27 protein-coding genes are annotated in these 24,881 nt (G+C 40.0%); 8 read left to right on the forward strand and 19 right to left on the reverse strand.

Features of this window, described 5'->3' with window-relative positions:
• Positions 1-3 precede the first annotated feature (3 nt).
• On the reverse strand, positions 4-1,128 hold the full coding sequence (locus K8Q91_02370; protein MCE9628820.1) for a hypothetical protein: 1,125 nt from the start codon (positions 1,126-1,128) through the stop codon (positions 4-6).
• Positions 1,129-1,220: 92 nt separating this feature from the next.
• On the opposite strand from K8Q91_02370, the gene priA reads away from it, so the two are divergent.
• Positions 1,221-3,116, forward strand: coding sequence for a primosomal protein N' (priA, locus tag K8Q91_02375; protein ID MCE9628821.1), 1,896 nt, complete (start codon positions 1,221-1,223; stop codon positions 3,114-3,116).
• Between the two features lie 21 nt (positions 3,117-3,137).
• On the forward strand, positions 3,138-3,644 hold the full coding sequence (def, locus tag K8Q91_02380) for a peptide deformylase (GenBank protein MCE9628822.1): 507 nt from the start codon (positions 3,138-3,140) through the stop codon (positions 3,642-3,644).
• A 62-nt stretch (positions 3,645-3,706) separates the two neighbouring features.
• Here def and K8Q91_02385 read toward each other — a convergent pair whose 3' ends face one another.
• Complete coding sequence (locus K8Q91_02385; GenBank protein ID MCE9628823.1) at positions 3,707-4,228, reverse strand: hypothetical protein; 522 nt, start codon at positions 4,226-4,228, stop codon at positions 3,707-3,709.
• Positions 4,229-4,469: 241 nt separating this feature from the next.
• On the opposite strand from K8Q91_02385, the gene fmt reads away from it, so the two are divergent.
• A complete protein-coding gene (gene fmt, locus K8Q91_02390; protein MCE9628824.1) occupies positions 4,470-5,282 on the forward strand; it encodes a methionyl-tRNA formyltransferase in 813 nt (270 codons plus the stop codon).
• A gap of 384 nt (positions 5,283-5,666) precedes the next feature.
• Here the strand turns inward: fmt and K8Q91_02395 are convergent, their stop codons facing one another.
• From K8Q91_02395 to K8Q91_02445, 11 genes are all read right to left on the reverse strand, one after another.
• On the reverse strand, positions 5,667-6,233 hold the full coding sequence (locus K8Q91_02395) for a peptidylprolyl isomerase (GenBank protein MCE9628825.1): 567 nt from the start codon (positions 6,231-6,233) through the stop codon (positions 5,667-5,669).
• Between the two features lie 122 nt (positions 6,234-6,355).
• Positions 6,356-6,727 carry a ribosome-associated translation inhibitor RaiA gene (raiA, locus tag K8Q91_02400; GenBank protein ID MCE9628826.1) on the reverse strand — a complete coding sequence of 124 codons (372 nt, stop codon included), beginning with the start codon at positions 6,725-6,727 and terminating at the stop codon, positions 6,356-6,358.
• A gap of 75 nt (positions 6,728-6,802) precedes the next feature.
• Positions 6,803-7,042, reverse strand: coding sequence for a DUF167 family protein (locus K8Q91_02405; protein ID MCE9628827.1), 240 nt, complete (start codon positions 7,040-7,042; stop codon positions 6,803-6,805).
• Positions 7,029-8,435 (reverse strand): pyruvate kinase, encoded by a 1,407-nt coding sequence (gene pyk, locus K8Q91_02410; protein MCE9628828.1) that lies wholly within the window; start codon positions 8,433-8,435, stop codon positions 7,029-7,031. Before pyk ends, K8Q91_02405 begins: the two co-directional genes overlap by 14 nt.
• Before the next feature lie 157 nt (positions 8,436-8,592).
• Positions 8,593-9,366, reverse strand: a complete 774-nt coding sequence (locus K8Q91_02415; GenBank protein MCE9628829.1) for an SIMPL domain-containing protein — start codon at positions 9,364-9,366, stop codon at positions 8,593-8,595.
• A 74-nt stretch (positions 9,367-9,440) separates the two neighbouring features.
• Positions 9,441-10,211 carry an undecaprenyl-diphosphatase UppP gene (uppP, locus tag K8Q91_02420; protein ID MCE9628830.1) on the reverse strand — a complete coding sequence of 257 codons (771 nt, stop codon included), beginning with the start codon at positions 10,209-10,211 and terminating at the stop codon, positions 9,441-9,443.
• 2 nt (positions 10,212-10,213) lie between these two features.
• Positions 10,214-11,524, reverse strand: a complete 1,311-nt coding sequence (locus K8Q91_02425) for a PQQ-dependent sugar dehydrogenase (GenBank protein ID MCE9628831.1) — start codon at positions 11,522-11,524, stop codon at positions 10,214-10,216.
• A gap of 14 nt (positions 11,525-11,538) precedes the next feature.
• Positions 11,539-12,039 carry a hypothetical protein gene (locus K8Q91_02430; protein ID MCE9628832.1) on the reverse strand — a complete coding sequence of 167 codons (501 nt, stop codon included), beginning with the start codon at positions 12,037-12,039 and terminating at the stop codon, positions 11,539-11,541.
• A 3-nt stretch (positions 12,040-12,042) separates the two neighbouring features.
• Entirely contained in the window at positions 12,043-12,471 is a 429-nt protein-coding gene (locus tag K8Q91_02435) for a hypothetical protein (protein ID MCE9628833.1), read from the reverse strand.
• Between the two features lie 3 nt (positions 12,472-12,474).
• Positions 12,475-12,810, reverse strand: a complete 336-nt coding sequence (locus K8Q91_02440; protein MCE9628834.1) for a phage holin family protein — start codon at positions 12,808-12,810, stop codon at positions 12,475-12,477.
• Between the two features lie 35 nt (positions 12,811-12,845).
• The gene (locus K8Q91_02445; GenBank protein MCE9628835.1) at positions 12,846-13,289 is read right to left on the reverse strand and encodes a YbhB/YbcL family Raf kinase inhibitor-like protein; all 444 of its coding nucleotides are present in this window, start codon (positions 13,287-13,289) and stop codon (positions 12,846-12,848) included.
• 178 nt (positions 13,290-13,467) lie between these two features.
• On the opposite strand from K8Q91_02445, the gene K8Q91_02450 reads away from it, so the two are divergent.
• From K8Q91_02450 to K8Q91_02460, 3 genes are all read left to right on the forward strand, one after another.
• Positions 13,468-13,686 (forward strand): hypothetical protein, encoded by a 219-nt coding sequence (locus K8Q91_02450; protein MCE9628836.1) that lies wholly within the window; start codon positions 13,468-13,470, stop codon positions 13,684-13,686.
• A gap of 88 nt (positions 13,687-13,774) precedes the next feature.
• Positions 13,775-14,014 carry a hypothetical protein gene (locus K8Q91_02455; protein MCE9628837.1) on the forward strand — a complete coding sequence of 80 codons (240 nt, stop codon included), beginning with the start codon at positions 13,775-13,777 and terminating at the stop codon, positions 14,012-14,014.
• Positions 14,015-14,525: 511 nt separating this feature from the next.
• Positions 14,526-15,095 (forward strand): hypothetical protein, encoded by a 570-nt coding sequence (locus K8Q91_02460; protein MCE9628838.1) that lies wholly within the window; start codon positions 14,526-14,528, stop codon positions 15,093-15,095.
• A 6-nt stretch (positions 15,096-15,101) separates the two neighbouring features.
• Here K8Q91_02460 and K8Q91_02465 read toward each other — a convergent pair whose 3' ends face one another.
• Both K8Q91_02465 and K8Q91_02470 read right to left on the reverse strand, forming a co-directional pair.
• Positions 15,102-15,803: a 16S rRNA (uracil(1498)-N(3))-methyltransferase gene (locus K8Q91_02465; GenBank protein MCE9628839.1), complete on the reverse strand. Its 702-nt coding sequence runs from the start codon at positions 15,801-15,803 to the stop codon at positions 15,102-15,104.
• Positions 15,804-15,808: 5 nt separating this feature from the next.
• Positions 15,809-16,279: a hypothetical protein gene (locus tag K8Q91_02470; protein ID MCE9628840.1), complete on the reverse strand. Its 471-nt coding sequence runs from the start codon at positions 16,277-16,279 to the stop codon at positions 15,809-15,811.
• 244 nt (positions 16,280-16,523) lie between these two features.
• On the opposite strand from K8Q91_02470, the gene K8Q91_02475 reads away from it, so the two are divergent.
• Complete coding sequence (locus K8Q91_02475) at positions 16,524-17,477, forward strand: DUF4349 domain-containing protein (GenBank protein MCE9628841.1); 954 nt, start codon at positions 16,524-16,526, stop codon at positions 17,475-17,477.
• 56 nt (positions 17,478-17,533) lie between these two features.
• Here K8Q91_02475 and K8Q91_02480 read toward each other — a convergent pair whose 3' ends face one another.
• From K8Q91_02480 to eno, 4 genes are all read right to left on the reverse strand, one after another.
• Positions 17,534-18,217, reverse strand: a complete 684-nt coding sequence (locus K8Q91_02480) for an ABC transporter ATP-binding protein (protein MCE9628842.1) — start codon at positions 18,215-18,217, stop codon at positions 17,534-17,536.
• 12 nt (positions 18,218-18,229) lie between these two features.
• Positions 18,230-19,492: an FtsX-like permease family protein gene (locus K8Q91_02485; GenBank protein MCE9628843.1), complete on the reverse strand. Its 1,263-nt coding sequence runs from the start codon at positions 19,490-19,492 to the stop codon at positions 18,230-18,232.
• A gap of 491 nt (positions 19,493-19,983) precedes the next feature.
• Complete coding sequence (gpmI, locus tag K8Q91_02490; protein MCE9628844.1) at positions 19,984-21,516, reverse strand: 2,3-bisphosphoglycerate-independent phosphoglycerate mutase; 1,533 nt, start codon at positions 21,514-21,516, stop codon at positions 19,984-19,986.
• A 77-nt stretch (positions 21,517-21,593) separates the two neighbouring features.
• Entirely contained in the window at positions 21,594-22,871 is a 1,278-nt protein-coding gene (gene eno, locus K8Q91_02495; GenBank protein ID MCE9628845.1) for a phosphopyruvate hydratase, read from the reverse strand.
• Between the two features lie 118 nt (positions 22,872-22,989).
• Between eno and K8Q91_02500 the strand changes: the two genes are divergently transcribed.
• The gene (locus tag K8Q91_02500) at positions 22,990-24,639 is read left to right on the forward strand and encodes an STAS domain-containing protein (GenBank protein MCE9628846.1); all 1,650 of its coding nucleotides are present in this window, start codon (positions 22,990-22,992) and stop codon (positions 24,637-24,639) included.
• Positions 24,640-24,881 lie beyond the last annotated feature (242 nt).

The following is a 24,881-nucleotide window of genomic DNA, read 5'->3' on the forward strand; positions in this document are numbered from 1 at the left end:
GTTTTAATTCGATTTAACTGGCGTCAAAACGAAAATATAATTTTCACCGGTGGTGTTATTAAAAACTGGAGTAATAATCCCAGATTGTCGTGATTTATCAAAATCAACTAACACTGGATCAGAAAAAAGATTTTTAATTTGATTCTTGATGGCTTCATCAGTAGTTGAGGCTGACGATGGAACCACCACCACCCCTTGACCACCAGAATCTTGAATTAAAACAGGTTGTCCACCACCCGTTGATTTAAAGGCTTCTGCCAGAGTCCCTTTGAGATCCGCCAACACTTCGGCTTTAATTTGTTCCCGCAAAGCCACTTCATCAATAATCGGATTGGCGGTTACTTTTTCGTCTGGACCAAAGAAAAAGTTATACCAGTTGTTAGAGATCAGGTCGACATAGTAAATTACAAAATCAAGTACCCCTACCGACCAAGACTTAATCATTGTAATAAAATCATCAAAACCAGTAGCCAACCCAGTCAGACTGCCAATGGCCGCTACTTGATTATATTCAATTGGATTATTTACTACCTCAGAAGTTATCTCGGTGGGATAAATTTGATCAACCACTGGTTTATTTAACAGACTAGTAAAACTATCAGCCAAACCAGAGGCTAAAATTTTGGGCTGGTTAAAGGTATCAGTCGACATAGTTCCAAAAGCCTCACCAACAGCTTCTACCACTTTTCCGGGGAAAATAGAGGCTATCGCTAAAACAGACAAAGCATTATCACCCACTAAACTAGAGGCCATTTTTGTTTCATCCACCAAAAAGCTAACCGGCACCGTTATCAATGAATAAGCTCGGTCACGAATAAAATCATCTGGAGCAATGTAAACATAACGAAAAGATGGTATTAAATACTGTCCTACACCCAAAATACCAAAAGCTAAAAATAGTCCAGCTAGCGGTACCAAAACATTAACAGCATGCGAGGCCGGTAGTTTGGATTTATAGTCCACCGGGATTAAGGATACTCTATTTACAATTCCTGACTCCTTTAAGACAGGCAAACTATTAGCGTCGGCTGGCGTTGTTGTCTGAGTGTCAGAAGACCCTACTTGTTTGTTAAACAGTGCTTGAGTCCAAATGTCATTTTGAGGATTAGGAGAAAAATTAGATACCATATTTAGTTATAAACAAGATAAGATTAGTATACAAAAAAAACCTTAAATCAAGAAGTGCATAAAACGCTATTTTCGGTATACTGCTTAACAAGATGAAAGTCGTCACTGTTATTCCATTATCAAAGGGTGTTTTTCGAGATCACCTCACCTATTTTACTACCGCCAACTTAACCCCGGGCGCTTTAGTTACTGTGCCAGTTAGACAAGGAGAAACGGATGCCCTGGTCGTCGAAGTCAAAGACGCTTCTAGCGTCAAATCTTCTTTAAAAAAAGAAGATTTTAGCCTCAAAAAAATCACCCAAATTAAACAAGACCATTTTTTCCAACCAGACTTTATTAAAGCCTGTCAAAAAAGTGCTAGTTATTTTTTAGCTCCGACTGGTCATATCATAAAAGAATTTACTCCAAAAATAATCTTGGAAAATTATAGTTTGATTCACAGCCAGCCCGTATTCGCCAAGTCAAACAATCTTCCAAACAATTCAAATATTATTACTGAAAAATATGCTCTTCAAGATGACAATAATGAGCGTTTAGGCTTTTACAAACGAACTATTAGAGAAGCGTTTGCTCAAAAAAAATCTGTTTTTATTTGTTTTCCTTCGTCTTTAGATATAGACCAAATAAAGTCTGAATTATCAAAAGGAATAGAAGATCACACTTTTACTCTCCACAACAAACTAACCCAAACCGACCTGATAGCTAATTGGAATAAAGCCCTGGCCAATCAGAAACCGATCGTGATTTTAGGCACCTCTTTATTCTTAGCTCTCCCCCGAGCGGATATCAAAATTTTTATTATTGACCAAGAAAGATCTCCTTACTACAAACACCTCCAACGACCTTTTATCGACGCTCGGGTATTTATTGAACACTTAGCTGAAGCGACCAACGGTAAATTAATATTAGGCGACTCCCTCCTCCGGACCGAAACAATTCACAAAATTAACGAGCATACATATTTACCAACCAGTATTATTAAACAACGAAATAAAGGCCAAGCTGAAAGTTTGGTGATTGTTCCACCTAAAAAAAACAATACTGATCCAACAGCTAATATTTTTAGTGAAGAATTATTATCAATGATTGACTACAGTATCGCCAATAACAACAGATTGGTAATTATTAGTGGTCGACGCGGTCTCTACCCTATTACTATCTGTAATGATTGCGGCACCGTCGTCACCTGCGACCAATGTACCAACCCTGTCTCTATCCATAAAACCGATGAGGGGGCTGCTTTCATGTGTCACCGTTGTGGCAGTATTAAGCCCGCTGAGGATAAATGTATTTATTGTGGTGGCTGGCGTTTAGCTCTTTTGGGTACAGGAACTGAAAAAATCGCCGAAACTATCAACCACCTCTTTCCAGCTACACCTATGTTTAAAGTTGATAGTGATAGCGTCACCCCGAAAAAAGCCAAGGAAGAAATCAAAAAGTTTCTAGCCACCAAAGGCTCAGTTTTAATAGGAACTGAAATGATTCTCCACTATCTTAAAGAACCCTTGGAATACAGCGCCCTTTTATCAATCGACTCTTTGTTCGCTATTCCTGATTTTAGAATCAATGAGAAGATTTTAAATTTAGTCATCGAAACCCACAAGTTAGCCACCAAACATTTTATTATCCAAACGAGACTGATTGACCATCAATTATTTAACCAAGCTTTGACCGGTAATCTCTCAGACTTTTTCCGCAACGAGCTAGAAGAACGTCAACTTTTAAACTATCCCCCCTTCAGCAAGCTCATTAAAGTTAGTTGTAGTGGCTCCAAACAAACCGTCCTAAATTCGATAAATCATCTAGCGACTGACTTAAAAAAATATAAACCCCTGGTGATCCCTAATTTAGAAGCCCACCACTCTCACTACCGAGCTTCGTTAATTCTAAAGTTACCGATGACGCCATTAGATCCTGACTTACTAAATATATTAAGCAGTTTACCACCAGCCTGGTTAATTGACGTTGACCCTGAGTCAATCTTGTAGTATAATAATAAGATAAATCTCATGTTACCCATTATCCAAACCGGCCATAAAACCTTACGCCAGATCGCCCAACCAGTGGACGAGTCTCTATTTGGTACCCCAAAATTGAAAAAGATTTTAGCTGATATGAGTCAGGCTTTAGCCACTTGTGATGACGGTGTCGCTCTAGCAGCCCCTCAAATTGATATCTCCTTAAGAATTTTTATTATCGCTGGCAAGATTCTACGCAAAAAAGATAGCGACCCACTCCCTAATGACAAAGTTTTTATCAATCCCAAACTAACAAAAGTTTCTCGAAAAAAATTAATCAGGGATGAAGGCTGTCTGTCTGTCCGCTGGTTATATGGCAAAACAAAACGCGCCGAAAAAGCAACAGTGGAGGCTTATGATGAAACTGGTAAAAAGTTCACTATGGGAGGCGGTAGTTTCTTTGCTCAAATCTACCAACATGAAATAGACCACCTTGATGGTATTCTTTTTATTGACCATGCCACCGATGTCGAGGAAATAAAACCAGAGAACTTATAAATATAAAAAAACAGAAAGCCCCACATGAAAGCGGAGCTTTCATGTGGGGCTGAAATTGTGTCCTACTTGCGGAACAGAAACCAAGCGCAGTTGTGGTCGAAGTCAATCGTCGGGCGCAGACCCACTACGCGACGCCCGATGGACCAGAAAAAGAAACGATATCTACCCCACCAGACAAAGCAAGCCTTACGCCTGCCTCCGAAGATGCAGTCAGTTGTAGCCACCAAGTATAAAGGATTCTGGCCCAGCGTCCGCTCGAGGCCAGGGTACTGCTCGCCAATCGCGAAAACTTCGCGCGGAACCGTCATCTTCAGGCCGACGCTCTGGGCCCAGACCAAAGCTCTGTCCCAGCTACCACAACCTGGCAGGAAGTTCAAGATGATATAGTCCCCTTGGATTTCTTCTGTACTGGTAGGTAAATAGAGGTCACCAACCTTTTGAACTTCACCGTTAATCCGTTTGTGGGGTAAAAAACCAGCACTGATCGCTTCCTTCCAGTCACGCCCGTGATTAACACGACAATGAAGGTTAACGATACGAGCACCTTCGGGAGCCACAATCGTGTTTTCATTAGCATTAGTCATGTCAGTAACCCTTCCGTTATTGTTGATTCTTTTTCAGGACAACTTAAGTTTTTGGTTGCTGATTGACCACTACAATAGTAGTCACAGCGAGAAATGACTTATTCCCATAAGCCACTTTTCGCTATGACTACATGCAAGTATTGATACTATCAAAGAACCACCTTATATCTATATTATACACCTACTAGGTAAGTTTGTCAAGTAGTGCTGAAAGACTACTTAAAATGCTATATTTTACAATATGAACTTCACCTTTTTTGGAACTGACGAATTTAGCGTTAAAGCTTTAAACACATTGAAACAGCGTGGCTTTTTGCCGAGTCTAATCATAACTACACCAGACAAACCACAAGGGCGAAAAATGGTTTTAACTCCCCCGCCGGTTAAAGTGTGGGCCTCCGAAAATAATATTGATTTTATGCAGCCACCTAAATTAAAAGATTTCCAATTCCCTAATGGTGATTGGGATGTCTTCATCGTAGCTTCTTATGGCAAAATTATTCCCCAAACTATTTTAGATACTCCTAAATTTGGGACACTCAATATCCACCCCTCACTTCTACCTAAGTTTCGCGGGGCTACGCCCTTGGAATCAGCTATTTTATCTGACGACACGGAAACCGGTGTAACCATTATCATTCTAGATGCCGAAATGGACCATGGACCCATTGTCGCTCAAACTAAAACTCTATTATCTAATAAATTTTATGTAGAACTCCGGGATGAATTGGCTGAAACTGGTGCCAATCTAGTGGCTAATATTTTGCCTGATTTTATAACTGGCCAAATTATTCCTACCGATCAAGATCACACTCAAGCAACTTTCACCAAAAAAATCACCAAAGAAGACGGGCTGATCAATTTGAATGATGACCCAATTACAAACTTCCACAAAATTCGCGCTTTCACTCCGTGGCCGAGTGCTTATTTCTTTGATACTAGAGATGGAAAAAATGTTCGTACTATAATCAAAAAGGCCCACCTCGATGGTGAGTCCTTAGTCGTTGACCGGGTTGTACCTGAAGGTAAATCCGAGATGAATTGGAAAAGCTGAAAACTTGACTTTAATCAACCAAAAAGCAAGAATTAATTTACCTTTGGTTCCCAGCCGCCAGAGCAGTTAGTATCGAGAGAGAAAGTCTTTCTCTCTGTGCTAGAGGTATAACCTCTCGTTGCGCACATGATTGGCGCCGAAGCAAAAGCCTTCTAGTATCTGAGAGTATCGGCATCTAGAGATCAACGTTGCCGAAAAAGGTTGGTTTGTCCAGGAGTCACAGAGATGTGGCACCTGGGCATTTTTATACACAGAACTTTCCTGTGTGGAAGAAAAACAAAGTCTCGCCAGTAATTTTGTAATATTGTGCAGACGGTCAGCCGAGCATGGCAATTTACAAACAAGCAAATATGCGCATTCCAAAATTATTGGCGAGACGAAGTTTTACTTTATCTCAATCTTTTCAATCTTCACATCCTCAAGCGGATGATCATTTTCATTAGTTTTGACAGCAATAATTTTATTAACGACATCCATACCGGCAACAACTTTGCCAAACACGGTGTGTTTAGGATTCAAAAAACTATTATCGGCCACGTTTATAAAGAACTGAGAACCATTGGTATTTGGTCCAGCATTAGCCATAGAGATCGTTCCTATCGCATTACTATTCGTTGGTCCAATCTCGTCAGCAAATTTGTAACCTGGACCACCAGTGCCATGGATACCCCAATTCTTTGGCTCGGCTTTGGTCAACGGATCCCCACCCTGGACCATAAAGTTAGGGATCACTCGGTGAAATAGTGTGCCATCATAAAAACCAGCTTGGGCTAGCTTCAAAAAATTAGCTACTGTATTTGGAGTTTTGTCGGCAAATAATTCCAATTTTATTACTCCCACACTTGTGGTCATAGTCACCACTGGTTGAGAATTAGTTTGAGCACCCGCCGACATTGTTTGACTCTGATTATCAGGCACACTCGGTGTTGATGATGAAAATAAATCTGTCATGTTAATAGTTGAAGTAGCTATAGTATTAATAGTAACCGGTTTAGTTTGAGTTATAAAAACACCCAAACCAAGCACCACTAGGACTGTGGCGACAATCGCCCAAAGAGTATAATTATTCATGTCTAATTAGATTTCCAACCTTTAATTAAATTCTTAATAGCCCGCCCGCCCTTACGAAACAAAGTAATCTTTTTATTAGCCTCACTGCTTAGAGTCTCAATCAAGGCGTCTTTAACCATATCGATCGCGGCATACATATCTTCATCAGTCACCTCTTCTCGTACCAGTTTAGTACCAGCTCTAGTGAGATTTATTTCAGCTCGGAAAATATCACCTGATTTATGGTGGTTGGAGACCTTGCTAATCTCCACCTCGGCAATCGCGCTAGCATCATTAGGATTAACAAACTTTTCTAAATAGCCCACTTTATTTTCCACATACTGACGTAAAGCCCCAGTCAACTCCATTCCTGTCGCCTTGATATTTAAACGCATAATAAGATATTAATTAGGCTAATAAATAACGACTTTTTATTTCTCTCTTACATTATAACCCCGACTTAGTCAGTTTCAAACCTTGACCTCTAACATCTTATTTGGTCTATGGTGACCAGAGATGATTTTGACTTGTTTCGGTAAAACTTGATAGTACTCAGCCACCATAACCACAACTCTTAGGTTGGCTAGGTTATTTTCAGCTGGCTCTTTAACCGACAAAACTAGACTATCCGGTTGGAGGATAGCTAGTTTTTGTCGATGAGACCCTGGTATAACTTTAACCTTAACAAACAAAGTGTTAGATAGTTTCAATCACCATCATGTTAGTACCGATGGCTTTAGCGAAAGGCATACCGCCCGCTATAACAATTGCATCCCCTTTCGAGGCAATTTTATATTTTAGAGCAAAAGTACGCACAAACTTAAGTACTTCATCCAAGTTTTTGAATTTAGGAATAACTACCGGCACCACTCCGTAAGATAATGACAACTGGTTCAGGGGTCGAGCATTAGGACTAAGAGCTAAAATATTATGACTTGGTCGATGACGAGAAATCATCCGAGCGGTGAAGCCGGAGTTAGTCAAAGCCACAATAAACTTAGCTTTAGCATGATAAGCAGCTTCAACTACGGCATCAGAGACAATGTCAGTTACCCCATGATCAATATCATTAGCGAAACGTCCACCATCCAACTCCGGTTCTATTCTCTTGGCAATAGTAGCCATCATCGCCACTGATTCAACAGGGTAATCACCTAGCGTGGTTTCTTCAGACAACATAATCGCATCAGTGCCATCAAAGATAGCATTAGCCACGTCTGACACTTCTGCTCTAGTTGGGATTGGTGATTTAATCATTGACTCCAACATTTGAGTAGCTGTTATAACTGGTTTACCCGCTTCATGACATTTACGGATCATCATTTTTTGAGCCAAAGGTACGTCCTCAGCTGGAATCTCAATTGCTAGGTCACCCCGAGCGACCATCACCCCATCAGCCAACCGAATAATTTCGTCTATATTTTCCAGAGCTTCTGGTGTTTCAATCTTAGCAATGATTTTGGCGTCACACTTTCGCTTGTTTAGAATATTTCTCAATTCAGTAATGTCAGCCGGACGACGCACGAAAGACAAAGCAATAAAATCAACCTTATGTTTAATACCAAACTCTAAATCTTTTCGATCTTTCTCAGTAATTGAACTTATCGACAAATAAGCTCCCGGTAAGTTTACCCCCCGACGAGCCTTCATGTCGCCACCTACTAGCACTTTACAAATAATATCATTACCCTTAATGTCTGTAATTTGTAGTTTTTTCTTACCATCATGCAGTAAAATCATCCCTCCAACTTTCACCTCTTTAGGTAAAAGTGGATAATTTACATACACCTTTTTATCATTACCAACAATCTTGTCAGTCGTTAAAGTGAAAGTTTGCCCAGGCTTTAGATTAATAGACTCGGTATCAAATTCTCCAATTCTAATCTTGGGACCACCCAAGTCTTGAAGAATCGCTACCGGCATACCCAACTTATCAGACACCTTGCGAACTATTTTAACTTTAGGCTCGTGTTCAGCAAAATCACCGTGAGAAAAGTTTAACCGAGCCACATTCAAACCAGCTTTCACCAATTCAGTCATAACCTTCTCATTAGAAGTCACCGGACCAATCGTTGCTACAATTTTAGTTTTTTTAGTAAACATAGATATATTTGAACAAAAAAATATTGCCTAAAGGCAGTTGTTAATGAAAGTGATTATACAGAATAAGCTTATAAATTACAATCTAAACAACAAAGACCGCTCTCTAGATAATTAGGAGCGGTCTTTGTTTTAAAACTTGAAGTTAAGTTTTGGAGATTTATCTGATCTGATAGCGAGCATTCACCCTAACCACTATTTCTTGAGAGCCAGCTTGGATCGATGGCGCTTGAATGTTCATCACCTTAGCCTCTGACATGGCGGAACCCATAGCATATGGATAAGGGCTATTAGTCATTTCATCAACAGACAAAAGTGAACCCAAACCAAAACCACCCGCTTCGGCTACCAACTTAGCCTGAGTTCCAGCTTCTTTAATAGCTAAACCACGAGCCTCGCTTTCTAATTTTTTAATATCATCAACAGTAAATTGCAAACCAGAAACAGAGTTAGCGCCCTGAGTTACTACTCCAGCCAAAATATCGCCCACTTTATCAAACTTCCGAACTTTGACTTCGATAGTTTGATTAATTTCATAACCAATAATCTGTGCTGGCGGACACAGCTCCCCCATTCCACAATTATAGCCTTGGTAACGAGGGTTGATGGAGTAATTAGTGGTTTTAATATCTTTTTCATCAACACCCGATTCTTTCAAAAAATCAATAGCTTTATTTACTTTAGTCGAGTTGTCAGCCTGCAATTTAGCGACATCTTTACCTCCTTGGGTAATCAAACCAAAACTAAAGTTAGCCACATCGGGCACCACCACCACCTTACCTTCACCCGTCACCCCAAAACTACGATAAGAAGTCGGACCAACAGATGACGAGTAAGCTCGAGCATAAATAAGTACCGCATAAGCCCCCACCACGAGCGCTAAAATACTGACAACTGTAAAAACTTTCTTCAACTGTTCTTGTGAGTAGACCATGTAATTAATAGTATTTATTAAGCTAATATTTGTCTATATTAGCTTAAATTGACCCTAAAGACCAGGGTGTAAGATTAGACCACAAACCACAATATAATCAAACCAACAGCAATCCGGTACCAACCAAACCAAGAAAAACTATGTCGCCCCACAAAATTAAGAAACCACTTTACTGACGCAATACTCACCACAAAGGAAGCTATAAAACCAAAAAGTAACACTTCCCACTCCCCAACCGAAAACCCCTCACCAGATTTTAGTAAGTCATAAGCTGTCGCTGACATCATGGTCGGAATAGCTAAAAGAAAAGAAAATTCCATTATTGTTTGACGAGATAAACGCAACGACATACCACTAATAATAGTCGCCCCCGATCGTGACACCCCTGGAATCATAGCTAAAGCCTGACAAGCACCCAAAATGACAGCTTGCTTAAAAGAAATATCTTCAACTTGTTTGGTATCAGTCCCTCTTTCTTCATACCAAGCTTCGAATAATAAAATTACAACACCACCAATAAAGAGCGACCAACCAACTATCAATAGTCCATCAGTTAAAAATTGTTTAAATAAAGAATAACCCAAGAAACCAATGATCGCTGTCGGAATAAAAGCGGCAATAACTTTATAAATAATAGCGGGTTGCAAAATCAGTCTGCGAGCATACAAACAGACGATCGCTAAAATAGCCCCTAGTTGAATAGTAATAACAAAACTCGATAAAAAAGCTGACCACTCTAGATTAAGAATCTTACTCGCCACCAGTAAGTGCCCAGTCGAAGACACTGGGATAAATTCAGTTAAACCTTCCACAACCGCTAAAATAAAAGCATCAACAAAAGTCATTTTTATTTTAAATCAATCCTAATAACTTGATCATCGTTAGTCTTGAAAGTGTTCTGACCGTCACGATTATTAGTCCAAGCATACAAAATATCACCCAAACTAAGCATTCCTCCCCAACGACCATAACCACTAAGAACAGTACCAAAATCAACCGGCGACGAAGTGGCGGAAAGATACCGGTTCAAGTCGAAAGCAATCAATGCTCGTCCAGCGGCCATCGACATTACCAACGAACTAGAAGCTGAGCTCGCGGAGATCACCCCTAAACCAGTTGGACCCCAAGTTTTGGTTCCACTACAAATGATTGGATCACTAAAACGACCGTCGCCCGACAAGCAACCACCAGCAACCGGCCAACCGTAATTAGACCCAGGAGTCAGCCGGTTAACCTCGTCGTTGTTATTAGTGCCAACCTCAGAAACTAAGCCAGTAACAGATTGATTTGTTTTAGTCCAAGTTATGCCGGTCGGCTGACGCAGACCAGAAGCATAAATAAAGGATCCTTTGTTTGGATTATCGGCGGGTACCTGACCTTTGTTGGTTACTCGTAAAATTTTCCCAGCTAAGGATTGATTATCTTGAGCTAAAATAGCTCTACCGACATCACCGACTAAAACCCATAAGTTATTATCTGGACCGAACGCGATCGTGCCGCCGTTATTCGTATAACCAGCTGGTATACGATCAATTACAATTTGGTCATTAACAAAAACTAATGGAGTAAAAATTTTATCTAACTTAGTAGAGGTGGCTGCACTGGAACTAGCCACCCGATCTATTTCAGACACTAAATCATAACTAACTACTTTGTTAAATAATTCACCACCTTGACTATGATAGGTATAGAAAAGATAAATTTTACGGTTAGTAACAAAATCAGGATCTAAAGCTATTCCCAACAATCCTGCCTCACCCACCGAGTCAACATCGGTTAGGGTAAAAATATCATTCACTTTATCATCCAAACCAACCAACTTAACAACTCCTCTTTTCTCAATAATAAGCAACCGCCCATCAGGTATAACAGCCACCCCTTTTGGCCCAACCAAGCCCTGAGCTTTAACTGTTAGTTGATCAATTTTCACCGAAGTAGAAGAACTAGAGATTGGTTGACTGAAGAAATCAGACTTCAAAAGACCCTCCGTCACAAGCTCACCATCTGTTGAAGTTGCCACCAATTCAATTTTACCAGTTGATGAAATACGATAATTAGTTTGAGTTTTAGAAAACCAAGTATACAACGCAAAAGAAAACCAGAGTAAACTAGCCAAAACTAGAAAAACAATAATTACAATAATCGCCTTGTTACTCATAGTTATAAGTCAATTTACAAGATAAAACTGAAAACTACAACAAAACCAAAGATTAGTAGTCCCTGCAAACTTATTCCAAAAACCGGTGAACCTTCAATCCGACGTTTAGAGTGAACAAATTTATGAAACCGTTGTAACAAGTTAATTGCCTTGTTTGGAAAATGACTATAAATAAAGTGAAAAAAATCTGGGAACACAGCCACCAATAAACCTAACCAGCCAACCCAAGACAACTCCTGTCCTAAAATCTTAAAGGCCACCAGACTCAATCCTACCCCAATAATAAAATCAATTCCCACCTTCAAACAATCACTAATAAAACTAACCCCATACGAAAACTTCCAAGTCATCGAATCATTATAATCACCACTAACAGAGTGAAGTTGATAGTCCCAATGTGGAATAGCATCTAAAACAAAATGGCTTAGAAAAGCAATTGGTATAGCCAAAAAAGGATTCCAAGCCAAGCTTTGAGCCACTAAAGAACCAACCACACCATGAGTTGCTAAAGTCATATTTTATTCTAAATTTTCTTCTATTAAATTAGTAATCTGACCATCAACCAGTTTAATAGTGAAGACCTTACCGGTATAAACCGGCTGATCAACCAATAAAGACTGCAGATCCGATACTGACTTAACTTCAGGTTGATCAATAAGGGACACCTCTGCATCAGTCGACAAATTTATTCTCTGGATTGATGAAAAATCCCTAGCTCCAGACTGATCGTCTATTGACTCATCAAGGGAAGCACTAACCTCATCAACAACTGCGTAATAAGTTAAATTTTCTCTATCAATACTTCTCAGATAAACAACCCTCTCATCTGTAAAGTCTATTTGATTACTACTTGGTATCAATAAATAAGACACAATAATTACCATCAAAAAAACAAACCCTAACAATGACCACCTGTGTCTTAATGATAAATGTTTAAGAAAATTCATATTTTATTTAGCCAAACGACCTAAAAAGACGTTAACTAAAGACAAGACCAAACTAAAGGCTAAAGCCCACCAGAAGTTGGTCACCGTAAAGCCAGGTACAATAACACCAGCAAACATGATCAGTAAGGCATTCAAAACAAAAGTAAATAAACCCAAAGTGATTAGATTAATAGGTAAAGTTAAAATTAGCAAAACCGGCCTAACAAAAACATTTATCACCCCTAACACCACCACCAAAACTAGAGCTACCCAAAAATTAGCCACAGACACTCCTTGTAAAACATAAGCTGTCACCACGATTGCCAGTGCTGATATCAACCAGTTAGTAAAAATTTTCATAGGTGACTTAAGTATAACAAATTATAAATACTAATCTAACGACTATACAAACCAATCAACACAGCATAATCGAGAACGTGACCTTCAGCAGCTTTGTTAAAATCATTAATACTCACACCTATTGGTAAATTTAAATCAGACACATCTAAAGCCAACAACTTGAAAAAATAGCGATGGGCTCCTGACTGAGGGCACGGTCCACCATAGCCAACTTTTCCAAAACTATTTTTACCCTGAACAGCTCCTTCAGGCACTTTCCCCTCCTCAATGATTTGATCAACAGGTTTAATGTTCCAAACTAACCAATGAACAAAATTTTTTGTTGGCGAATCTGGATCATCCACCACCAATGCTAAACTTCTAGTATTCGCCGGTACATTAGCTATTACTAGGGCAGGACTACTATCGGACCCGTCACAAGTATAACGTAATGGGATCAGACCGGTATGATTAAAAACGGAACTAGTTAAAGAAATCATAAGCAATAAGACTAAGAAATTAATTATTAACCATTGACTGAATTAACCTAACTATAATACAAAGCTCTGAGTAAAAGAACAATCAATCCGGTTATTTAAATTAGGAACCCACCAATTTCAGAAACCTTGCCTTTAGTATTTGATGTGATAATTTGTAATATAGAAGGGGGGCAAAACTATGAAAGAGATCAGCCTATTTGCCATTATTTTGACTGGAATCAGTATGATTCCTCCACCACCACGCGGTCTTGTTTCTGACGAAAAAAGACTGAGACCAGTTACTCCAAAGAGGATAAGGCCGGTTGTTGAAATTCTTGGAACTAACCCACCCAATGACGGCCAGTACGACCGTCTCGGGCGTCAAAAGGGTCGAACTAAGAAGGGTGACAGCCAATGACTTGTCACCAAACCCAGTACGGGTGTCGTCGCCTTAGGCGACGACACCCGTATTTTTTCCACTAATTAAATTTGCTATACTTGCCATCATGATCAATCTTGAAGGATTAAATATTCTAAGCCTCCTAGTCACCGCCTCCTTTTTATGGCGAACTCTTATTACCGTCGGCATCATCTCACTCCTAGCTCTTGTTTTTATTTGGCGCCATCGACTAAAAATTTATAACCAACAACCTATCACTCATTTAGAAATTCTATCTTTAGTCCTTCTAATTATCTTAATCTTAGCCAACACTTTGATTGTTTTTAAATATGCTCAACTTTTATAAAAAACTACCTAGTTTGGTCTATATCGAATCAGCTGTAGTCGGCTTAATAATGATTAGCCCTCTTTTCTGCTTACTTATTTTCCTTACCAAACATAACTCAATCGTCCTATCTACCAAAACCTGGCTCCTTCTTTTTTTCTTTTATCTTAACTTTTTGATTCTCTTATTACCTTTAGTTTATAGCTTAATTGCAGAAATAATTCACAACCTCAAGCAGAAAAAAATACACCCCCAGTCAGAGACCGCGAGTGTATCTTTTGAAAATCAAATTTAAAACTAACTACATTGTTCCTTCTTCGTCTGCAGACTCTTCAGCATCAGTATCAGTTTCCACTTCAACTGGATCACCGTTTTCATCCACCTCTTTTACTTCATCGATTTCGTCCATGGTTTTGATATTTTATAAGTTTAAATAATATTGGACGACCTTGGTGCCAGGAGTATATCAACCCCTTTTCAGCTAGGCAATATGCAAACTGGGCATATCTTGTGGTATAATTAACTAACCTTTATGACCCTTCAAAGAACTAGTACCCACGAACAATTAAATACCCAAAACGTCACCAACCTCCACCCTAATATTTGGGGTGATTTTACTAACCTCAAAGGCAGTGTAGCCAAAATTTACGGTGACGTCAGTCTCCACCGCATCTCAGGTGATACCAGCCGGATCAGTGGCAGTATTGCTGGTGTTTTTGGTCAGACTGACAAAATATTAGGCGACTTATCAAACATCCGTGGTGACGTAACAAATCTACAGGGTGATGTTTCCAACATATCAGGAGATGCTTCTAGCGTAATCGGTAATGTTAGCCGACTTAGAGGCGACGTCACAAACATTCGCGGCAACGTGTCTGATTTAAATGGCCAAGTGACAGATTTAATCGGCGACGTTTCCAACATTAAAGGTGAAGTAACTAATATCTCCGGCAACGTCAGTAACTTACGCGGCAATGTTAGTCGTTTAATTGGTAATGTCTCTGGTTTGATCGGTGATGTCTCTGGCCTTGAAGGTAATGCTACCGGTGTTGAAGGTGAGGCAACTGGACTGAATGGCGAAATCAATCAGATTTTAAAATAGAAAAAATCAAATCAAATTATTGACAGCTAAGTAAGTAGCGACAATCGCTGCGGTTTCCCCTCTTAGAATATTTTGACCTAGTGATTTTATTTCCCAACCAGCCTGCCTGGCTTCTATTATCTCTTCATTAGTAAAACCACCCTCCGGACCAACTAAAATAGCTATTTTTTTATTTTTATCTCCAGCTCTTATTTCTGAACTATCGCCTTGTTTATCAAATATTATCTTGTGATCAAAACTAGACACGGAAAGAACTTCAGACCAAGTGGTGATCGAGTTTAAAGTTGGGACTACCACTCGTCCAGATTGTTCAGCTGCTTCTTTAATAATTTTATTCAATCTTTCCTCATTTAAACCAAGCTTGACTGTCCTGGTGGTTAAGACCGGAATAATTTGACTAACACCTATTTCAGTCGCCTTTTGACAAACTAATTCGAAGTTTTCTTTTTTCAAGACCGCACAACACAAAAACACCTGATTGCTATCACCAGAATCAACTGTCTTCACTTCTCCAACCTCAACTAATATTTTATTACCTTGATAAGACACAATGGTTGCTTGAGCTTCTTGACCTTGTCCATCAGTCAGTAAAATTAGCGCTCCAACTTCTAGTCTTAAAACATTTTTCCATTGATTGTACAGTTCCAAATCATCCAACTTAACTTGACCAGAACTTAAACTACCAACAATAAACCGATGTAATTTCATACTGTCTAAACTACTGCCTTAGTTTTTCCAATTTTACCCAATTCGGTTTTGACTTTTTCTAACAATTCTTCATGCACCCGCAAGGCCTGAGAAGCTAGATCACGGATCACTTCGTCTGTCTTACCCTCACCAACCCCTAACACCAAACCCCAATGAACGATCGCCGCTCCTTGAAAAAAACCAAACCATTCCAGTAGTTCTGATTGATTGTCCCACTGTTCAGCTACATATAGATCTCTCATCGCCCTTAGTTTTTGACCAGTACTTTCAGCTTTAGTGGTCACAATTTCCGTCACAGCGTAAGCATCCGCCAGAGCTAAAACTTTCTTTTCATCTTCTTCCAAAGTAGTAATCGTCTTTCCTACTTCTAAGATCGGACTCAAGGCATTACGGCCTTTAACTAAGGTTTCTATCCCTACCCTTGAAAAAGCGAGGACCTCACCTAGTTTTTTGGCTGAAAATTCGTTTAACATCATAATCTTACAAAGGTGGTTAATATTCTAATAACTCCATTATATCATAACGACTTTTTAAGATAACTATCACTACTAAAACCGTAAAAGCAGTCACAATAAATTATTCCTTTATAAATTTTTTACTTTTTAAAAAAATTTGTGTATAACTTTGCAGACTTTTACCTCAAACAAGAATATAATAATGAGTAATAAAAAGTTTTAGAACTTTGCTTAAATAAATTTTATTAATTAAAAAAATATTACTATGTCTCGCCCAAAAAAAGTTTCTCCAGTTAAATTACCTCTCAAAAAAATAGCTCCTATTATTTTACTGATAGTTATTTTTTTAGTTTTATTGATCAGCGTCAAAGCTCTTAGCACTCTCTCTGGTGGTTCTATGATCAGCACCCCCGGCTTTAGAGGTGAATCAACTGTCTCTTCCAAAGGAATCATGATGGACTTATCTTCATCCCCTAGCATGGCAGCTGATTCAGTGATAACCAGTCCAGAGATGGGCTCTACTCTCCCTCGACAAAAAATTATTAACGGTTCACTATCACTCTTTGTCGACAACGTTGAATCAACTATCGACAACATTAAAACTATCGCCGACACTTCTAACGGTTTTACCAGTCAGTCTAGTATTTATGAATCTGACAATCACACGATTGTTGGCTCTATTACAGTTAGAATTCCAGTTGATCAGTTTGACGTCACTGTAATGGAGATCAAAGAGTTGGCAGTAAAAATCGAGCGTGAATCAACTGGCAGTGATGATGTGACTGATCAAGTTTTTGATACTGACACCCGTATTAAAAATTTAGAAGCTTTGGAAACCCAGTACCGCGACATTCTCAAGAAAGCCACCAAGATTGAAGATATCCTTCAGGTTACCAATCAACTAAACATTGTTCGCCAACAAATCGAAAGCCTGGAGACTCAACTTAAATATTTGAGCCAGTCCACTGATATGGCTACTATTTCTGTCGATCTTAAAGCAGTTGCCGACGTTCAAGTTTTTGGTCTAACTTGGAAACCTCTTATCATTGTCAAACAGGCTTTACGCGATATGGTGGCAGGGATTATTAACTACCTAGAAACCATTATTCGGGTGATTCTTTACTTACCAGTCCTTATTATTTGGTTAACCACTTTCGGCCTTATCATTCTAGGTCTATACAAAGCCAGCCTGCTAATTTATAAAAAGATAAGGAAATAATAACGGTTAACAACCCTTATAAAAATACCCCTGATTGAATCAGGGGTATTTTTATTTTAGATTATTTTATTGACGTCAGTATCTACTATAACTCCATCCGATAACGTAATAGTTCGGTGACCAATCTCCGCATATTCTGGTTCGTGGGTCACCATCACAATAGTCTGACCAGCTTTGTTTAAATCTATGAAAGTTTGCATGATCACTTCCGACGTTTCCGAGTCTAGGTTGGCGGTCGGCTCATCAGCAAACATGATCTTAGGAGCATGAGCTAAGGCTCGAGCAATTGATACTCTTTGTTGCTCACCACCAGACATTTGGCTAGGCAAATTATCCAACCGATGGCCCATTTGGACTCGCTCAAGAGCCACCGCCGCTTTAGCATGAGCTTGAAATTGGTCGAGGCCTTGCATAAGCAAAGGCAACATGACATTTTCTACCGCTGACAAGTCAGGTAAAATAGCATAGTCTTGAAAAATATAACCCAACTTATTCAATCTAAATTGAATCCTCTCTACTCGATCAAGTTCGGCAGTGTTTATTCCATCCAAGAAAACCGCCCCAGAAGTAGGATGATCCAACAATCCCAACTGATACAGTAAAGTACTCTTACCAGAACCAGATCGGCCGGTAATAGTCACAAACTCACCCTCACTAACTTCAAAATCTAATCCTTTGAGCACTTTGAAATCAGCTTCACCGTTGTGATAACTTTTTACTAATTTTTCTGCTTTAATCATAGACATATTATTTTATCTACCTAAAATCGCATCAAGGGTATTGCGTCTAATAATCATCCGCGCTGGAATAAAACCGGCAATGACTGTCGTCACTAACAACAACAACACTCTAATCGAGGTACCACCTAGTGGGGCAACTAAAATTCCATCAGAAAATGGGAAGTTAATCGGATGAGCTGCTACAAATGGTTGTAATAAACCATACAAAATAACTAAGCCAACAGCTGACCCAACCACAGCATAGAAAATTGATTGCAAAATATAAGAGATCTCAATTGCCTGACTAGAAATCCCAATCCCCTTCATAATCCCAATATATTTTCGCCGGGTAATCGCGTTAACAAAAATAACAATAAAAATAGTAATTGAAGCCACCACCAAGCTAATTGAACCGAGGAAATTGCCTAATAACTGAAAAGTACTGGATATCTGACGGAAAAATTCACCTTGGGATTCTTGCCAAGTTTGAACTCTAGCAAATTCTCCCAAACCACCTTGTTGTAAAATAACTTTTACTTCCAGAGGGTCGACATTGGGTTTCAATTTGATCGCGATCTCTCCCACATTGTAATCAGTCCGCCCAAGCATCCCCCGCAATTGACTATCAACAAAATAAACTCGGCCACCCACATCATCAATCTTGCTTTTGACCACTCCTTTAATCGTCACTTCTCTAGTCTGACCATTAACCTTAATTCTAATCTTATCACCAAGACCAACATTAGATAGACTCAAAAATTCAGGCCCCGTAAAATACTTGGCTAATAACCGCGAACCAACCAACACCTGATCGAAATCTTGATCAGTTAAATACTCTCCTTCCACCAACAACGATTTTAAGTTCGTAGTCTCATCTTCCATTGTTGGGTTGATACCCGTGATATTAGAACCAGTATTATCCACCGCATCTATCTCGCGACTCTTAGTCTGATAGTTGGCTTCAACCGTCCCACCCTTCAAATAACGAGCTGTCAGAGATTCAACTTGAGGTAAACTCTTCGCTCGATTGATAAAGTCTGTACTACGCTCAATATAGTCCTTGTCTTCGTTACTAATAATTAAAATATCACCTGAGTATTGAGCTCGAAAAGCCCGACTAGAACCTTCTATCAAACCAACCAAAATACCAGTCACTACTACCAAATTAAGAAAAGTCAGCGTCATCACAAACGTAATCAACACTGTCGTCCACTTACTGGAACGCTTAAGCTGTCGTATAGCTAAAAACCAACCAACTCGGACTGATATAAAAAAATGATTGAAGCGTTGAAGCATTAATCAGATTGTATCAGAAATGCTTATTTTGAGCCATTTCAATACACTTGACTTAAATAGACAAATATGTTATTATTAGAGGTAGAAAGGAACCCAATAACTATGAGCGACAAATATTCCCGGTCGGGTGGAAAATACACCGGCAACCACACGACCTTAAGCCCTCTTGCCGCCACGGTTTGTGATATCGCCAACAAGTGTGATGTCGTAACCAAAATATCCCCCGGTTTTCTGAAGGCTGGCCTACGTTCAGTCAACGGCCAAAGGCGGGTCAAGATCACCGACAAAAATGGGGGGGGTGTTATTGTCTATCAGGGACAATACCTCTCACCAAGAAGTCATTATCTACTCGAGCGATTTACAGTTAGCCAAACTGCACATTGCCCAAGAATGTCGCAACGAAAAAATAAACATTGGCTTCAAAGATTAATTCCCGCCCACTGAAAACTAACTCGCTTAGTCTGTCACGAGGCGGGTTTGTTGTTTTTAAATTATTGAACTAAAACCCGACCAGTCATTTGAACTGGTTGAGTAATGTTGAGTAGTCTTAAAATAGTCGGAGCAATATCCGCGAGCGACCCTTCATTTTCCGCCAAGATAAATTTAATATTAGTGTCAGTTATAATTACTGGCACTGGATTACAGGTATGGGAAGTGTGGCGTTCACCGGTTTGTTCATCAATATTTACTTCCGCGTTACCGTGATCAGCGGTGATAAAAGCTACCCCACCTTTTTGATCTAAAGCCTCAATAATTCGCCCCAACTGTTTGTCTGTTTCCTCCACCGCTTCCACAATCGCTGGCACGTTAGCGGTATGACCCACCATATCCGGATTAGCAATGTTGATGAAAATAAAATCCGTTCCTTTATTTATTTGTTCAATCGCTTTATTAGCAATCCCCTCCGCTTGCATTTTGGGTGCCAAGTCGTGAGTTAAAACATCTTTGCGACTAGGTAACATAATATCTTCCTCGCCTTGATAGGGATCATTTTTACCGCCGTTTAAAAAGTAAGTCGCGTGGGGGAATTTTTCGGTTTCAGCAATATGAGCTTGAGTCAAACCCGCTTTCGAAATTTGCTCGGCCATTGTTGTTTCAATGTTAGATTGCCTGAAAGCCACCTGACAAACAAGGGTTGGTTCATACTCCGTCATAGTCACAAACAAAATATTAGCTTGGAGTGCTTTTTCCGCAATTTTATGAGAAATCATCCGAGCCCGATCAGGTCGGAAGTTGAAAAAGAAAACACCGTCATTTTCTTTCAGTTTATGCATTTCTCCTTTCTCGTCGGTAAAAACAATCGGCTCCAACTTTTCATCCACCAAACCCTGACTATAGAGCTCTTCCAAATAAATTGACGGTTGTTTCAAATGACAAATATTACCTTTACACTCAAAAATAGCATCTGTTGCCTTCTCGACTCGGTCCCAATTGTTATCACGGTCCATGGCGTACAACCGACCAGACAAAGTGGCAATAAAACCGACCCCCGTATAAGCAATCACCTCCTCAAGTTCTTTTAAATATTTAGCCGCTGATTGCGGAGCTGTATCTCGTCCATCAGTAAAAACATGGATCGCTACATTTTGGACCCCTGCTTCTTTGGCGGCTTGCAGAAAAGCAATCAAGTGGTCTTTGTGACTATGCACTCCCCCGTCAGACACCAAGCCTTGAATATGTAAAACGGAGTTATTTTTTTTGACGTGATCAAAAAGGGCCCGGAAAGCTGGATTTTTACCAAACTCGCCAGACTGAATCGCTTTTTTAATCTTAACCAAGTCAGTATCCATCACCGCCCCAGCGCCGATCGTCATGTGACCCACTTCGGAGTTACCCATTTGCCCCTCAGGTAGTCCCACTGCTTCACCAGACGCACACAACAAGGTGTGTGGGTATTTATCCCAATAAGCGTCAAAATTAGGCGTCTTGGCTTCGGCAATCGCGTTATCTTTTAATTCCTCTCTGTAACCCCAACCATCAAGGACGATCAAGACTACTGGTTTTTTAGTATTTAGTGATTCCATAATTCAAATATTGTACTACAGACACCAGAGATAAGAAAACCCCTCACTGGAGGGGTTTTCTGTGGTTTCAAATTTAATTAGTTAAGAGCTCCTTTCCCTGGGAACACGGCCTTGCCACCCAACTCTTCCTCAATTCTAAGCAGTTGGTTGTACTTAGCTGTTCGTTCACTACGGCACAGTGACCCAGTCTTGATCTGGCCAGTACCCAAGCCCACCACAAAATCAGAGATAGTTGTGTCTTCAGTCTCACCAGAGCGGTGAGATACGACCGCGGTAAAGCCGGCCGCTTTCGCCATATTGATCGCATCAATGGTTTCAGACACGGTCCCAATCTGGTTTAGTTTAATCAAAATTGAATTACCAGCTTTTTCATCTATTCCCTTTTTCAAACGTTCGATATTGGTCACAAACAAGTCATCGCCGACAATCTGTAATTTATCACCCAATTTAGCTGTCTTAAGTTTATAACCTTCCCAATCATCTTCATGTAAACCATCTTCGATTGAAACAATTGGATACTTAGCTACCCAGCCAGCATACCAATCCACCATCTCTTCTGAAGTCAAAATTCGACCTTCAGTTTTCAAATTATATTTTCCATCTTCATAAAGTTCTGACGCGGCTCCATCGATCGCCAACGAAATGTCGTGACCAGGGGTATAACCCGCTTTCATGATCGCCTCCAAAATAATTTCAATCGCCGCTTCGTTACTAGGCAAACTTGGTGCATAACCACCTTCATCGCCGACTGAAGTATTTAATTTTTTAGCAATCAAAATTTTCTTCAAAGCATGAAAAACTTCCGCCCCATAGCGTAGCGCTTCTTTAAATGACGGGGCTCCCAACGGCATAATCATAAACTCTTGTAAATCAGTTGAATTCTCGGCGTGTTTGCCACCGTTTAAAATATTCATCATTGGGACCGGTAACTTGATGTCAGTATTACCAGCAATATCAGCAAAATATTGATAGAGGGGTTTCCCTTCACTTTTAGCTTTGGCATGAGAAAAAGCTAATGAAATACCTAAAATAGCATTAGCACCTAGACGTCCTTTGTTCGCCGTACCATCTAGAGCGATCATGGCGTCGTCTAAACTTTTTTGATCAAATTCTTTACCAACCAGATTAGTAGCTAATTCATTATTAACATTACCTACTGCTTGCTCTACCCCCTTACCACCATAACGAGTTCCAGCATCTCGCAACTCCACCGCCTCATGACTCCCGGTTGAGGCTCCAGACGGTACCGCGGCTCGGCCAAAAGAACCATCAGCTAAAGTTAAATCAACTTCAACGGTCGGGTTACCACGAGAGTCTAATATTTCACGGGCTTTAATTTTAGTGATGGTAGGCATAGGTTTGTATTTTTTATTTTGATAATTTTTTGATTAAATATGTGACGCCCTTCACTTTACCAAAAAAGTAAACAGGAGTACAATCTGGAATGCTCACTTAACCAACTAAACTAACTTTATGTCAACAACTATGTCTGTTTTTCTCCGTCGTTTTCAAAGCAATTGGAAATCTGGTTTGACTGTCGCTCTAGTCTCAATCCCCCTATCTATCTCCTTAGCCATCGCCTCTGGAGCTACTCCGATCATGGGTATTATCACCGCTGTTTGGGCGGGACTCATTGCCTCTTTTTTTGGTGGCAGTAATTTTAATATTGTTGGTCCAGCTGGTGCCCTGTCTGGTATTTTAGCCGCTTATGCTCTAGTCCATGGCTACACCACTTTACCGTTAGTGGCCATCGCCGCTGGAGTTATGATTTTAATCGCCTACGCTTTTAGACTAGAGCGTTTTATCGCTTTTGTACCTGGTAGTACTATCCACGGCTTCACTTTAGGGGTTGGTATTATTATTGCCCTCAACCAACTAAACTTTGCTTTTGGTTTATCTGGTTTACCTAAACATGAAGAATTTATTAAAAACGTCTGGGAAACATTAACTCATCTTGGTCAGTCATCTCTGCCCACCTACGGCGTTTTTGCTTTGTTTTTTATTGCCCTCTTCTTACTTCTAAAACTAACCCCGAAAATTCCTGGGGCTTTGACTGTGGCCCCTTTAGGTATTTTATTTGGCTATTTAACTACGATTGGAATAATCGATATTCCTCTTGAAACTATTGGTAGTAAGTTCGGCGATATTAAAGCCACTTTAATCTCCCTTCCAGACTTATCATTCAATTCCACCATCTTGATTAGTGCTGGCGCTGTCGCTTTTGTAGCTATTTTAGAAACTATGCTCTCAGCCAAAATCGCCGATGGTATGACCAAGACCACTTACAACGACCGTAAGGAAATGGTGGGCCTTGGTTTGGCCAACATCGCTTCTGGTGTCACTGGTGGACTACCAGCAACTGGTGTTTTAGTCAGAACGGCTATCAACATTAAAGCTGGCGCCAATCATAAAACTTCTCAAGGTTTAAATGCTATTTTTGTTGGTCTGATTTCCTTGATCTTGTTCCCTTACTTCAAGTTCCTACCAATGGCCGTGATCGGAGCCATGCTAATCTTCTCCGCTATTCGAATGGTGGAAAGTGAGCACTTTGTTCGTTTTTACCGTCACGATCGTAGAGGTTTCTGGATCGCTATGGCAGTAGCCGCTATTACTGTTTACAAAGATCCAACTTTTGGTCTATTATTCGGAACCACCATCTCCCTCTTATTATTAGTTGAAAAGTTGTCTCGAGGACAATTTGATCTGAAAGTTAATACCCCGGCCGATGGTCTAGTTTCTTCGGTCTCTGGTGAACAATTAACCAAAGAAGAAAGCTTGGGTGAGACCAATCATGTTTTGGTTTACTCTATCAAAGGTCAGCTAGCTTATATCAATAGCCAAGCCCACTTATCACGTTTCCAAAATGGTTTAAATGGTTATCAAGCTGTCATTCTTCGTCTCCGAGAATTAAATTTTATCGACATCGATGGCGTGGACGCTATTGATGACTTAATAGAGTTAATCGAGCAAAAAGGTAAACAAGTAGCTATCACCGGCGCCAACAATTTTGTAGCCAAGTTATTAGCTGAAGGTTCTGAACATTTCTCTCGCTTAACTCAGGCTGGCCTAGTGTTCGAAAAAACTGAACAAGCCTTAAAACAATTCGGAGTTAAAATTCAATAACAACTACAAATAAAAACTTAAATCCCACCCCCTCTTGCCGAGGGGGTGGGATTTGTTCTACAATATTAACTTCCTGGAATCACCCAGGAAAAACAGGGAGAGAGTTTTACATGGGTATCTTTGAGACAAAATGTCCCGGCTGTAACCGGACATACTCAGAAGCTGGAAATCATCCGGATGTGCCTCAGCTTTGCCGAGAATGCGGTGAAGTGGCCCAATCACACGCCGAGTCCCTTGGCGAG

The organism is Candidatus Vogelbacteria bacterium, from assembly GCA_021414225.1.
Classification (GTDB): Bacteria; Patescibacteriota; Minisyncoccia; order Phycocordibacterales; family XYD1-FULL-46-19; genus JAIOOX01.

Excerpts from the sequence above, each read along its gene's own strand:
- K8Q91_02370 (MCE9628820.1), bottom strand. The coding sequence starts at position 1,128 with ATGGTATCTAATTTTTCTCCTAATCCTCAAAATGACATTTGGACTCAA.
- priA (MCE9628821.1), top strand. The coding sequence starts at position 1,221 with ATGAAAGTCGTCACTGTTATTCCATTATCAAAGGGTGTTTTTCGAGAT.
- def (MCE9628822.1), top strand. The coding sequence starts at position 3,138 with ATGTTACCCATTATCCAAACCGGCCATAAAACCTTACGCCAGATCGCC.
- K8Q91_02385 (MCE9628823.1), bottom strand. The coding sequence starts at position 4,228 with ATGACTAATGCTAATGAAAACACGATTGTGGCTCCCGAAGGTGCTCGT.
- fmt (MCE9628824.1), top strand. The coding sequence starts at position 4,470 with ATGAACTTCACCTTTTTTGGAACTGACGAATTTAGCGTTAAAGCTTTA.
- K8Q91_02395 (MCE9628825.1), bottom strand. The coding sequence starts at position 6,233 with ATGACAGATTTATTTTCATCATCAACACCGAGTGTGCCTGATAATCAG.
- raiA (MCE9628826.1), bottom strand. The coding sequence starts at position 6,727 with ATGCGTTTAAATATCAAGGCGACAGGAATGGAGTTGACTGGGGCTTTA.
- pyk (MCE9628828.1), bottom strand. The coding sequence starts at position 8,435 with ATGTTTACTAAAAAAACTAAAATTGTAGCAACGATTGGTCCGGTGACT.
- K8Q91_02415 (MCE9628829.1), bottom strand. The coding sequence starts at position 9,366 with ATGGTCTACTCACAAGAACAGTTGAAGAAAGTTTTTACAGTTGTCAGT.
- uppP (MCE9628830.1), bottom strand. The coding sequence starts at position 10,211 with ATGACTTTTGTTGATGCTTTTATTTTAGCGGTTGTGGAAGGTTTAACT.
- K8Q91_02425 (MCE9628831.1), bottom strand. The coding sequence starts at position 11,524 with ATGAGTAACAAGGCGATTATTGTAATTATTGTTTTTCTAGTTTTGGCT.
- K8Q91_02430 (MCE9628832.1), bottom strand. The coding sequence starts at position 12,039 with ATGACTTTAGCAACTCATGGTGTGGTTGGTTCTTTAGTGGCTCAAAGC.
- K8Q91_02435 (MCE9628833.1), bottom strand. The coding sequence starts at position 12,471 with ATGAATTTTCTTAAACATTTATCATTAAGACACAGGTGGTCATTGTTA.
- K8Q91_02440 (MCE9628834.1), bottom strand. The coding sequence starts at position 12,810 with ATGAAAATTTTTACTAACTGGTTGATATCAGCACTGGCAATCGTGGTG.
- K8Q91_02445 (MCE9628835.1), bottom strand. The coding sequence starts at position 13,289 with ATGATTTCTTTAACTAGTTCCGTTTTTAATCATACCGGTCTGATCCCA.
- K8Q91_02450 (MCE9628836.1), top strand. The coding sequence starts at position 13,468 with ATGAAAGAGATCAGCCTATTTGCCATTATTTTGACTGGAATCAGTATG.
- K8Q91_02455 (MCE9628837.1), top strand. The coding sequence starts at position 13,775 with ATGATCAATCTTGAAGGATTAAATATTCTAAGCCTCCTAGTCACCGCC.
- K8Q91_02460 (MCE9628838.1), top strand. The coding sequence starts at position 14,526 with ATGACCCTTCAAAGAACTAGTACCCACGAACAATTAAATACCCAAAAC.
- K8Q91_02465 (MCE9628839.1), bottom strand. The coding sequence starts at position 15,803 with ATGAAATTACATCGGTTTATTGTTGGTAGTTTAAGTTCTGGTCAAGTT.
- K8Q91_02470 (MCE9628840.1), bottom strand. The coding sequence starts at position 16,279 with ATGATGTTAAACGAATTTTCAGCCAAAAAACTAGGTGAGGTCCTCGCT.
- K8Q91_02475 (MCE9628841.1), top strand. The coding sequence starts at position 16,524 with ATGTCTCGCCCAAAAAAAGTTTCTCCAGTTAAATTACCTCTCAAAAAA.
- K8Q91_02480 (MCE9628842.1), bottom strand. The coding sequence starts at position 18,217 with ATGATTAAAGCAGAAAAATTAGTAAAAAGTTATCACAACGGTGAAGCT.
- K8Q91_02485 (MCE9628843.1), bottom strand. The coding sequence starts at position 19,492 with ATGCTTCAACGCTTCAATCATTTTTTTATATCAGTCCGAGTTGGTTGG.
- gpmI (MCE9628844.1), bottom strand. The coding sequence starts at position 21,516 with ATGGAATCACTAAATACTAAAAAACCAGTAGTCTTGATCGTCCTTGAT.
- eno (MCE9628845.1), bottom strand. The coding sequence starts at position 22,871 with ATGCCTACCATCACTAAAATTAAAGCCCGTGAAATATTAGACTCTCGT.
- K8Q91_02500 (MCE9628846.1), top strand. The coding sequence starts at position 22,990 with ATGTCAACAACTATGTCTGTTTTTCTCCGTCGTTTTCAAAGCAATTGG.